Raw genomic sequence first — 10,966 nt, 5'->3', positions numbered from 1 at the left:
GTCAGCCCTCGAAGCGCATGTGGCGAAGCCACGAGTCTCGAGGGCTGACAGCAGACGCTCAGGGGGCCGAACCCCGCGCGCGCCAGCGCGCCAAAAACACAGCACCTTCGCGGGCCGGCGCGATACGTACCGCGCCTCCGTACTCATCCCGATACCTCGTCCACCACTCAGGCGAAGCCGACGGCGCGTTCTCCCCAGGCGGTGAGCAGTTCGCCTTCCGGGTCGGGGACCACGCGATCTACCGTGTCGATCAGCAGCGTGTCGCGGGACTCCGGGTGGTAGGGCGGCCAGTGTTTCGAACCGTCGAGCGCGGCCGGGACCCCGTGCTCGGCGAAGGCCAGCCAGCGGCGCATCATCCGGCCCGAGACCTCGACCGCCTGTCTCCGGCCGCCCAGCCAGAAGGTGGGATCGTGGTCGAAGGTGCCGAAGTTGCCGAACACATACGGCAGTTCCGTGGCGTGACCCGCGCCGACCCGGGCGGCACGCAACATCGGGGTGGCGTGGTCGAAGCGATACATCCAGGTCCGGGAGTGCTGGGCGTGGCCGTCGGCGACCCACAGCGCGGGCATCCGGAAGGCGGCGTCGGTGGACATGGCCAGGGCGCCGCGCGGTTTGGCCAGGTCGGGGTAGACCGAGGTGATCTCCGCGAGCCGTTCCGCCGAGAGTCCCGGATGGCCGGCCTGCACCTGTTCGAGCATGGTGTTCACCGCCTGCGGGGTGACCGGCATGATCGGTGAGCGGAACAGCCGGAACAGCGAGGCCTCGTCCTTGTTCGTGCCGATGATGAGCGGCACCCGATGCGAGCGACCGTCCCGGAACCGGTCGGTGGGATAGCCGGGGAGCAGATCTTCGTCGACCACCGGCGCGGCCGCCAGCGTCCCGGGCGACAGCAGCGGCACTTCGTCGATCAGGACCGCGGCCGCCCGTACGATCCGTTCGATCGGACAGGTCAGGAGTTCGTCGATCCGGGCCCGGGGCAGGTCGACCAGTTCGCGGAACCGTTCGGCCACCCCGGCGGCACGTTCCCGGCCGTAGACGGTGGTGGCGGGCGGGCTCTGCGCGATGGCGCGCTGGAACAGGCCCGCCGCGCGCGGGGCGGTGAGCAGCGCGGTGACGCAGCCGGCGCCGGAGGATTCGCCGAACAGGGTCACATTGCTGGGGTCGCCGCCGAAATCGGCGATATTGTCGCGGACCCATTCCAGTGCGGCGAGCTGGTCGAGGAGGCCGAGATTGGGGACGAACTCGTCGGACAGTGAGGAGAGGTCCAGGAAGCCCAGGGCGCCGATCCGGTAGTTCACCGTGACCACCACGACATCGCCGGATGCCGCGAGATGGCTGCCGTCGTATACCGCCTGCGCGGCCGAGCCCAGGCAGTAGGCCCCGCCATGCAGCCAGACCAGCACCGGACGCGGTTCGGCCGATTCGGCCGGGGCCCAGATGTTGACCCAGAGGCAGTCCTCGCCCATGCGAAGGGAGCGGTCCATGGGGACGGTGTTGTCCATATCCTGCGGCGCGATCTGCCCGTCCGTGAAGCAGTCACGGACCCCCTCCCAGCGTTCCCGGGCCCGCGGCGGCCGGAATCGGCGCGAACCCGCCGGAGCGGCGGCGTACGGAATTCCACGCCACACAGACAGGGAGCCCTCCCGGGTGCCCCGGACCGCGCCGAACTCGGTCCGGGCCACCGGAGCGGACTCACCTGTCTCAGGTGCCACCCCGAAGAACTGGACGTTCATCGCAGACCTCCTCTACCTGTGCATTCGAGGGTACGGGTGAAGTGGTTACACCTTGGTTTCGGATTTGTCGCGTTGCTCCCGAATTTCCGGTACCGGGGCATCCCTACAATGCGGGTATGCCGAGTTACGAGTTCCGCTGTCGCGAATGCGGCGACACCTTCGAGGTCAAACGTCCGATGGCGGAGTCGTCGGATCCCGCGGCCTGCCCCGGCGGCCACGACGACACGGTGAAACTGCTGACGACCTTCGCCACCGGCGGGCGGGCGGCCGCGCCGATGGCCCCGGCACCCACCACCGGCGGCGGTGGCTGTTGCGGTGGCGGTTGCTGCGGCTGAGCCGTTCAGCTCGCGCCGGATGATGCCGGACCTCGATCACGGTCGGCGTGCCCGAGATCACGATCCGGGGCGATCCGGTCGCGGACCCGTTGCTTGAGTACCGCGATATCCGGGAAGCCACCGTCCGCGCGGCGCTCCCACACCTGGGTCCCGTCCACCGTGATCCGGAAGATTCCGCCCTCGCCGGGTATCAGGGCGACCTCGCCGATCTCGGTGGTGAAGGTACTCAGCAATTCCTGCGCCATCCAGCTCGCGCGCAGCAGCCAGCGGCACTGGGTGCAGTATTCGATGGCGATCCGCGGCATGGTGCGCAGACTACCGTGGTTGCACTCGGATGCCCGGGCGAAGGACGGCTCGGCCGGTCAGGCCTCGAGTTCGCCGTCCAGATACAGCCATCCGGCTGCCGACCGGACGAAGCGGCTGACCTCGTGCAACGTGGCGCGAACGGTGGAATCTCGGTAGTGGGCGATGAATTCGACGATTCCGGAATCGTCGAACGGACCGCCGGCCTCGCTGCGCAGGATTTCCAGGAACAGCCAGCGGCGATCCGGGTCGAGGTCGAGATCGGCCGGACGGGTGCGGGGATGCCAGGTGCGCAACAGATACTCGGCGTCGCTGAGCGCGAACGCGGTATAGCGAGAACGCATCAATGACTCGGCGCTCGGCGCCGGCCGCCCGGCCAGCAGGGGCCCGCAGCACGCACCGAAGGTGTCGCCGCGGCGGCAGGGGCACAGTGTCGTATCGTCCACGCCCCGATTCTGCGCGGCACCGGCCGCCGCGGCGACGACGGGGCACCGCCTCCGGCGTCAGGGTTCGGCCGCGGCCAGGTCCTGCGCGATACGCGCGGTGTCGTCACGCCAGCGACGCAGTTCGGTCACCCCGGGCGCCAGTTCATAGTCGTGATGGTGGGTGGCATGCGACAGCGCGGTCCACAGGGCGGCGACCCGGGCCGCGGTCGCGGGATCGGCGAGCACCCGCAGGGCGAGCAGCTGGGCGCGCATCGGACAGCGCATGAGATCCGGTTCGGTACGCGACCACAATTCGTCCACCGACTGTTCCAGCGCGATCCGCAGAATCCACGCGGTGGCCCGGGACCACACCCCGCCCGCCGCCGGCACCGACCCGTCGAGCAACCGGTCCACCACCGCCAGCCGTTCGGGCACGGTCGGCCGGGGCCCCGGCGGTAGCGCGTGGTCCCGCGGACCGGTCCGGCCGTCGCGGCGGGCGCGCGTCCGCCGGCGCGCGGTCCCACGACGGCCCTCGGAACCGGGTGCGGTCACCGCGCCAGCCAATCGACGAAACGCCCGGTATCGGCGATCAACTCGCCCAGATCACGCGAGATCGGAATATGTGCGCCCGCCGTGGCGTCGCGGACCACCTCGACCGCCCACCGGCCCTCCTTGGCGAGTTCCTTGTTGAGATCGTCGATTCGGCGGCCGGGCCCCAGCACGGCCAGCGTCACCATGGCGCGGGTCGACTGGGCGGTATCGATGCGGCGCTGCACATCCCGGTGGTCCATCCCGCCGGCGAGCAGCACCCGTTTGGCCCGGGCCAGGCTCGCCGCCTCCAACGCCGAACGGCAGCAGGTGGCGACGAGTTCGTCGGCGATGGACCGCGGCAGCTGCGGGGTACGCAGCAGGGCGCGGGCGTCGTCGAGATAGCGGCGCACCGGGTCGCTGGACAAGCGAACCTCCACCACCGACCGTTCCCGCCGCTGCACCTCCAGGATCCGGGCGTCGATCTGCATCCGCCGCACGGCCTCGGCGAGGCGATCGTCATGGGTGAAGACCACCACCTGGCGGTCCCACGCCACCGCCGCCAGCACCCGGGCCAGGCCGTCGACCTTGGCCGGGTCCATGGCCTGCACCGGATCGTCGATGACGACGAAACGGAACGGGCTCGCCGCCACCGTGGCCCGCGGCAGGAACAGCGCCAGGCCCAGCGCGTGCAGTTCACCCTGGCTCATCACCCCGAGCGCGGCGCCGTCCACCTCGTCCACGGTGACCTCGAGCTGCACCCGGCGGGCGGTGTTCACATTGCCCTGCAACCGGATTCCGCCGAGTTCGATGCTGCTCTGCTGGCGCAGGCTCTGCCACACCCACCGCGCCGTACTGGCCAGCGGGGTCATCCGCTCGTCGCGGGCCTGCGCGGTCGCCGTTTTCAGCCATTCCTCGGCCGCGCGCGTGGTCTGCAACTCGGCGCTCTGGGCGGCGACCGTCCTGCTGAGCTCCAGCCAGTCGCGCAGCCGCGGCGCGAACGGGGCCCACACCTCGTCGAGGCGGTCCAGTTCCTTACCGGCCCGGCGACGCACGAACCCGAGTTCGGCGGCGACGCGCTCGTAGACGGCGGGCAACCGGCCGGGCGGATCTTCCGCTGATTCCGGCAGCGCCGCCCACTGTTCCCACGCCGCGCGCAACGCCGCGGTGTCGAGATACGCCAGTTTCTCGGCGGCCGCCAGCTCGGCCGGTACCGCCTCGGTAAGCGCCCGGAGTTCGGCCAGTCCGGCAGCGAGTTCGCCGCGGGCCCGCACCAGATCGGCCGTCCGCCGGGTCAGTTCGGAGATCACGAGGGTGGTCTCCCGCAACCACCGCTCATCCAGTTCGCCCCGGCCGCAGACCGGGCACGGGCAGGCGTCTGCGGCGGCCTGCCCGGCACCGGGCCGTACATGGTGATCCCGGCCGGGCCCGGCCGGATCGGATCGGATCGCATGGTTGCGGGCCGCCTGCAGCAGCTCGAGTATCCGCAGATCGGCTTCCGTCTCCGGCGTGCTCGCCACCCGGACCGCGGCGCGCGCGGCGGCGAGCCGGTCGGCGAGTGCCGCCACCCGCTGCGCCGGTGGGAGTTCCAGTGCCAGCAGCGCGCGCAGCGCGGCCGGTTCCGGCCCACCGGAGGTCCGCTCCACCAGGCGATCCAGTGCGACCAGATCCGGTGCGTGCGCCCGCAGTATCCGGCCGGCGTGCAGCGCGCGTTCATCGGGAATGCCGGTGAGATCGGCCCGCAGTGCCAGGCGTTCACGGCGGGCGGCGCGGGCCGCACGTTCGAGTTCGAGGCGGCGGGCGCGGATCCGCTCGTGCGCCAGAATCAGCTCGTCCAGGCCGAGAAGCTGATGCAGGGCGTCGAACAGTTCACTCGGTTTACCGTCGACCAGCGCGCCGAGTTCGCTGTAGGACAGGAACGGCCGGTACAGCTCCATCGGTACGGCCCAGTCGGTACGGGCGAACCCGGCGGGGGGTCCGTCGCCGCGCCGCTGGGTCCAGCGGCCGCCGGGCAGGGCATCCTCGGACGACCATTCCCTGGCGACCGTCAGCGGCGCCCGCGCGCCGTCACTACGCATTTCCAGCTCGACCCGGACCGGACCGCTGTGATGCAGATTGCGCCAACCCTCCCGCCAGGCGGACGAGCGGCCGTCCCAGCGCCGATTTCCGCCGGTCAGCGCGAGTTCGGCGGCCTCGGCGAAACTCGATTTCCCGCTGCCGTTGCGGCCCGTGACCACGGTGAGTCCGGGTCCGTCGGGCAGTTCGAGCACGGTTTCCGGCCCGATACCGCGGAAGCCCCGGACCCGGATGGCCCGCAGGAAGATCCCCTCGAGACCGAGGCGGGCCGAACCCGCCGCGGTGTCATCGGACGACCTGGATTCGGGCGGATTCAGGGCGGCACGAACCACGGCCGCAACCGCGTCGGGGATATCCGGATCCGCGTCGACACGGCGCGTCACCAGTTCGCCGGGAGGCAGCGGCGTTTCCCCGGATTTCGCACGCACAGATTCCACGAAACTTCTCCACCCCCTCGAGACCACACGTAACCCCGGCCCCCGGTGCGGTCGAACGGTCGAAAGCTGAGCGGAACGCTACCCGATGGCACTCGATTCTGATAGTGGAGCCCGGGTCGGGCGTCCCGGACGGTCGCCTCGAACGGCGCTGTCCGTTGGACGTTTCCGGACACAATGCCGGAACACTCGACCTGCCCGCGGGGATGGGATCTGGTCATCGGCGCTGCGCGACCGCACGCCGATGGCCACCCCTCGCCAACCCCGTCGGGCAGCTCGCTGGTGTGTCACCCTGCTGGGGTGGCTCGGTCTGGCCGAACAGGACAGAATGCCAGAGCGACACCGATCACGCAATATTTACGATCCCGCACACCTCCTCGAATATGGCTCGGCGCCAAGCTTTTCCGTGGCCACCGGGCCTGCGTCCGGAAACTGTCGGTGCCGTGCGATAGAAATCTCGCGACCGAGGAACGGGGGCACGATGACCGACCGATACGAGACCGCCGAATGACGCAACGGTGGTCGGAGAACCAGGTGAGCGCGCTCGCGCCGGATACCGGCTCACTCACCGCGGCACGCAAGCTGGCCGGGAAATGGTCCGGAACCGGGTGGCACGAGACCGCGCTGTGGGGGTTGTGCAAGGGCAGCGGGAGTACCCCGTACCAGACGATCGTGGACTTGGCCGGACCTGCGTTCCGGTGCTCGTGCCCGAGCCGCAAGTTTCCCTGCAAACATGCGTTGTCCCTGCTCATGCTCTGGTCAGCGGGCACCGTGGCGGAAGCCGCGGAAACCGCCGATTTCGCCGCCGAATGGCTGGACCGCCGCGCCCGGCAGGCCGCCGCCCCGGCCCGGCCCCCGCGAACGGGCGCCGCGACCCCCACTCCGCAGCGGCGGGAACGGGTCGCCGCGGGGCTGGCGGAGCTCGATATCTGGCTCGCCGACCAGATCCGCACCGGATTGGCCCAGACGGATCGTTCGCATGCCGCCTACGAGGCCGTGGCCGCGCGGATGGTGGACGCCCAGGCACCCGGTATCGCCGCGGCGCTGCGCCGGCTTCCCACGGCCGTCGTGCTCGCCGCGGACTGGCCACAGATCGTGCTCGGCCGGTTCGCCTGGCTGCATCTGCTGATCCGCGCCCACGCGGATCTGGATACGCTGCCGGCCCCGCTCGCCGCGACGGTCCGCGGCCATATCGGGTATCCGGTTCCGGCGGATTCGGTGCACACCGAACCCGCCGTCCGGGATCGCTGGCTCACGATGGGAACGCGCACCCGGGAGGAGGATCGCCTCTACACCCGCAGCAGCTGGCTGTACGGGCTGGATACCGGGCGCTGGGCGCTGATCCTCGATCATTCGCACGGCACACCGTCCTTTCCGTCCCGGGTCCCGCCGCCGGGTCTGGCGACCGAAGCCGATCTGCACTTCTACCCGGGCGCCGCGCCGCTGCGCGCCGTGGTCGGGCACACCCCCGGCAGCGAATCCGTGACGAAGTCACCTTCGGCTGCCGACCTCCGGGCCACCGGCGCGGGCACCATCGCGGCGGCACTGGATGATTTCGCGACCGCCGCGGCCGCGGATCCCTGGCTCGAGTCCCGGCCGGTGCTGCTGCACGACGTGATACCCGCCCGGACCGGCGCGGATCTGCTGGTCACCGAACCAGACGGCGCCGCACTGCCGTTGGCGGCCGCCGCCGAGCCGTGGCGGCTGCTCGCACTCTCCGGAGGGCGGCCGGTCACCGTCTTCGGCACCTGGACCGGACGGCGGCTCGACGTGATCTCCGTACTGGTGGCCGACGAGTTCCACGATGCGGGCCCGCGGGCCGAATTCCCGGAAACCGCGATCGAGGCGACGGCGGAGGCCGCGTCGGTCGCACTGCTCGGTACCGCTCGCGGGGCCGGTGGGCCGGATCTGCCGGGACCGGTGGGCGCGGCCGTCGCGGCGCTGCCGGAAACAGACCCCGCACACCGTTTGCTGGCCACGGCAGCTCTGGAAATAGCGTGGTCACGCGGCGGGCGGCTGCCGGAGCGTACCGAGGTTCCGGCGGACCCCGCCGCCGTGGATCCGCGCCCGCTCCTGCCCGGCGCCGCGGCCGATCAACTGGCGCTGCTGATCGAAACCCGCCAGGACTTCCTCCCGGAATGGTTCGCCGCCGCCCGCCTACACGACTACCGGGCACCCGATCGGCTGGCCGGACCGCTGCTGGAATTCGCCGCACGCGATGCGGTGTCACGGGAGTCCGCGCTGCGGCTCGCCGGCACCCGCGGTCGCTGGCTGGCCGGCCGATTCGAGCGGTGGCACCAGCTGGTCCGGCGTGATACCGCGGAACCGGAACCGGGCGAGGAGACCTGGCGGCTCGGCGCGGATCCCGAACGGTTGCACTGGCTGAGTGTGCGACGCCGGCAGGATCCCGCCGCCGCGCGAATCGCCCTGGAAGAGGCGTGGCCGCGCGAATCGGGCCCCGTCAAGGCCGGACTGCTGGCCGTGCTGGCGGACGGTCTGGGCGCGGCGGACGAGGAACTGCTGGAGCGGGCACTGGACGACCGGCGCGGCGATGTGCGGCGCACGGCCGCGGAACTGCTGGCCGGGCTGCCCGATTCGGCCTTCTCCGCCCGGATGACCGCCCGCGCCGCGGCCTGGGTGAAGTACGCGGGCGACGACGCACCCGGACCGGGGCGCGAAATGCTCGTCGATATTCCGGCGACCCTCGACGAGGCGGCCGCGCGCGACGGTTTCACCGACAGCACCACGGAATTCGGCTACCGCTGGGAAGGGCTGCCCGATATCGCCGCGACCCGGCTGCGCAGGCTGGTCGCCGCACTGCCCCCGGCCTGCTGGACCGAGCCCCTGGGCACTCCCGACCGGGCCGTGTCCACCCGGATCGACGACCGGTTCCGGCAGCCGCTGTTCGACGGGTGGATGGACGCCGCACTCGCCCACCGCGATCCCGCGTGGGCGGCGGCACTGTTCGCCGCGGGGATGCCGTCGAACCTGGCCATCCTGCGCCGCCGCGAGCTGTTCGCTCTCATCCCGCCCGATGACCAACTGCGTCATCTGCTGCGACTGGACAGCTCGTGGCTGTCCGAACTCGAATCGCTGCTCCCGGCGGTGGCGCAGCCGTGGCCGCCGGAGCTGGCTCGTCATCTCCTCCGGCTGTTCGAGGAGCGGGCCCGGACGGCGGCGCGGCGGCCGGGCGCCCCCGGAACCCATCCGAACGCGCACCGGTCGCTGCTGCACACCGCCGCACTGCATATGCCGCCCGGCTGCGCGGGCGAGGTCTCCGCGCTGGCCGGACGGCGCGACGACGAACACTGGACGGCCGCGCTCGGCGTACTCGCCCACGACCTGCACCAACGATCCGTAATGCTCGAGGAGCTGAAGTGACCACCACCGGAACCGAACCCGCCCCGCAGTTGCTGCGCCCCCATGCCGAGCAGGCCTTCGCCGACGAACTGCGCGCACTCACCGCCGCCGACGACCGCCCGCGCCCGCCCTCCTGGACCATGTCGCCCTGGGCAGTGGTCACCTACCTGCTCGGCGGCACCCTGGCCGACGGCACGGTGATCACCCCGAAATACGTGGGTCCGCGCCGGCTGATGGAGGTCGCGGTGGCGACCCTGGCCACCGACCGCGCCCTGTTGCTGCTCGGTGTGCCCGGTACCGCGAAAACCTGGGTCTCCGAACATCTCGCGGCCGCCGTCAGTGGTTCGTCGACCCTGCTGGTGCAGGGGACCTCGGGTACCGCGGAGGAGGCCATCCGGTACGGCTGGAACTACGCCCGGCTGCTCGCGGAGGGTCCGAGCGACGCGGCATTGGTGCCGTCGCCGATTCTCAACGCCATGCGCGGCGGCGCGATCGCCCGGCTCGAGGAACTCACCCGCATCCCGTCGGACGTGCAGGACGCACTGATCACGATCCTTTCGGAGAAGACCCTGCCGGTTCCCGAACTCGGGATGGAGGTCCAGGCGGCCAAGGGATTCAATGTGATCGCCACCGCCAACGACCGCGACCGGGGTGTGAACGAACTGTCCTCGGCGCTGCGCCGCCGGTTCAACACCGTGGTGCTCCCGCTGCCCGCCGGGGAATCCGAGGAGATCGAGATCGTCACCCGGCGGGTCGCGCAGCTGGGCGCGGCGCTGGAACTGCCCGAGGTCCCGGCGGCGGCCGAGGAGGTACGCCGGGTGGTGCGGATCTTCCGTGAGCTGCGCGCGGGGATCACCGCCGACGGCCGCACCAAACTCAAATCGCCGTCGGGCACCCTGTCCACCGCCGAGGCCATCTCCGTGATCACCAACGGCATGGCGCTGTCGGCGCATTTCGGCGACGGTGTGCTGCGCGCCTCCGATATCGCCGGTGCGGTGATCGGCTCGGTCATCAAGGATCCGGTCGCCGATTCGGTGGTGTGGACCGAGTACCTGGAGGCCGTCGTGCGGGAACGCCGGGAATGGTCCGATTTCTACCGCGCCTGCCGGGAGATCGGCGGATGAGTACGGACTCCGGGGAAACCCGCGTGTTCGGAATCCGGCATCACGGCCCCGGTTCGGCCCGCTCGCTACGGCTGGCCCTCGAGGAATTCCGGCCGGACACGATCCTGATCGAAGGCCCCGCGGACGCCGATCCGCTGGTCGCCTTTGCCGCGGCCGAGACCATGGTTCCGCCGGTCGCGCTGCTCGGGTATGTCGCCGACGAACCGGCCCGGGCGGCGTTCTGGCCCTACGCGGTGTTCTCGCCGGAATGGCAGGCCCTGCGCTACGCGATCACTCACGAGATCCCGGTGCGGTTCTGTGATCTGCCCGCTGCCCACGCGCTGGCCGTCGACGACCGCACCGGAGGCCGGGACGCCCTGGGCGAGCTGGCGGTGGCCGGCGGATACGACGACGCCGAACGCTGGTGGGACGCGGTGGTCGAATCCAGCAGCGATACCCGGACCTTCGAAGCGATCACCGAGGCCATGGCGGCCCTGCGTGATACCGCGATCGTCGAGGAGATCGCCGAGCCGTCCGGCGGCGAGCCGGCCGGGGAGTCGGCGGACGGCGCCGCTGAAAGACCCGGACAACATCTGCCTGATGCTGCTCACCCACGCGCACTTCTCGATGTTCAGCCGCCGGCCCATTGCCGACACGCAGGCGGCCACC

The 10,966-nt window shown here is 71.2% G+C and carries 9 protein-coding genes; 4 read left to right on the top strand and 5 right to left on the bottom strand.

The genetic code is table 11. From position 1 onward, the window contains the following. Positions 1-167: 167 nt before the first annotated feature. Complete coding sequence (locus AB0F41_RS30970) at positions 168-1,733, bottom strand: carboxylesterase/lipase family protein (RefSeq protein ID WP_357430031.1); 1,566 nt, start codon at positions 1,731-1,733, stop codon at positions 168-170. 116 nt (positions 1,734-1,849) lie between these two features. Here AB0F41_RS30970 and AB0F41_RS30965 point away from each other — a divergent pair, with 116 nt between their 5' ends. After that, positions 1,850-2,068 (top strand): zinc ribbon domain-containing protein, encoded by a 219-nt coding sequence (locus AB0F41_RS30965; protein ID WP_357430029.1) that lies wholly within the window; start codon positions 1,850-1,852, stop codon positions 2,066-2,068. A gap of 5 nt (positions 2,069-2,073) precedes the next feature. Here the strand turns inward: AB0F41_RS30965 and AB0F41_RS30960 are convergent, their stop codons facing one another. The 4 genes from AB0F41_RS30960 to AB0F41_RS30945 are packed head-to-tail and all read right to left on the bottom strand — an operon-like array spanning position 2,074 to position 5,837. Further along, the gene (locus AB0F41_RS30960; RefSeq protein WP_357430027.1) at positions 2,074-2,373 is read right to left on the bottom strand and encodes a SelT/SelW/SelH family protein; all 300 of its coding nucleotides are present in this window, start codon (positions 2,371-2,373) and stop codon (positions 2,074-2,076) included. 57 nt (positions 2,374-2,430) lie between these two features. Next, positions 2,431-2,817: a YchJ family metal-binding protein gene (locus tag AB0F41_RS30955; RefSeq protein WP_357430025.1), complete on the bottom strand. Its 387-nt coding sequence runs from the start codon at positions 2,815-2,817 to the stop codon at positions 2,431-2,433. Between the two features lie 57 nt (positions 2,818-2,874). After that, positions 2,875-3,348 carry a hypothetical protein gene (locus AB0F41_RS30950; protein ID WP_357430023.1) on the bottom strand — a complete coding sequence of 158 codons (474 nt, stop codon included), beginning with the start codon at positions 3,346-3,348 and terminating at the stop codon, positions 2,875-2,877. Then, positions 3,345-5,837 (bottom strand): AAA family ATPase, encoded by a 2,493-nt coding sequence (locus tag AB0F41_RS30945; protein WP_357430021.1) that lies wholly within the window; start codon positions 5,835-5,837, stop codon positions 3,345-3,347. Before AB0F41_RS30945 ends, AB0F41_RS30950 begins: the two co-directional genes overlap by 4 nt. A gap of 504 nt (positions 5,838-6,341) precedes the next feature. Here AB0F41_RS30945 and AB0F41_RS30940 point away from each other — a divergent pair. The 3 genes from AB0F41_RS30940 to AB0F41_RS30930 all read left to right on the top strand — a co-directional run. Beyond that, positions 6,342-9,215, top strand: coding sequence for an SWIM zinc finger family protein (locus tag AB0F41_RS30940; RefSeq protein WP_357430019.1), 2,874 nt, complete (start codon positions 6,342-6,344; stop codon positions 9,213-9,215). Further along, a complete protein-coding gene (locus tag AB0F41_RS30935; protein WP_357430017.1) occupies positions 9,212-10,318 on the top strand; it encodes an AAA family ATPase in 1,107 nt (368 codons plus the stop codon). The genes AB0F41_RS30940 and AB0F41_RS30935 overlap by 4 nt, the downstream gene beginning before the upstream one ends. Continuing rightward, positions 10,315-10,966: DUF5682 family protein (locus AB0F41_RS30930; protein WP_357430015.1), on the top strand; the 652-nt coding region annotated here is incomplete at its 3' end. The genes AB0F41_RS30935 and AB0F41_RS30930, both read left to right, overlap by 4 nt.

Origin of the sequence: Nocardia sp. NPDC024068, from assembly GCF_040638875.1 — a bacterium.
In the GTDB taxonomy this organism is placed as follows: domain Bacteria; phylum Actinomycetota; class Actinomycetes; order Mycobacteriales; family Mycobacteriaceae; genus Nocardia.
The sequence above is the reverse complement of the archived record's forward strand: the minus strand, read 5'-3'. Positions and strand labels throughout refer to the sequence as shown.

What these genes read in the sequence shown, in the direction of transcription:
- AB0F41_RS30970 (WP_357430031.1), bottom strand. Translation starts at nt 1,733, where the DNA reads ATGAACGTCCAGTTCTTCGGGGTGGCACCTGAGACAGGTGAGTCCGCT.
- AB0F41_RS30965 (WP_357430029.1), top strand. Translation starts at nt 1,850, where the DNA reads ATGCCGAGTTACGAGTTCCGCTGTCGCGAATGCGGCGACACCTTCGAG.
- AB0F41_RS30960 (WP_357430027.1), bottom strand. Translation starts at nt 2,373, where the DNA reads ATGCCGCGGATCGCCATCGAATACTGCACCCAGTGCCGCTGGCTGCTG.
- AB0F41_RS30940 (WP_357430019.1), top strand. Translation starts at nt 6,342, where the DNA reads ATGACGCAACGGTGGTCGGAGAACCAGGTGAGCGCGCTCGCGCCGGAT.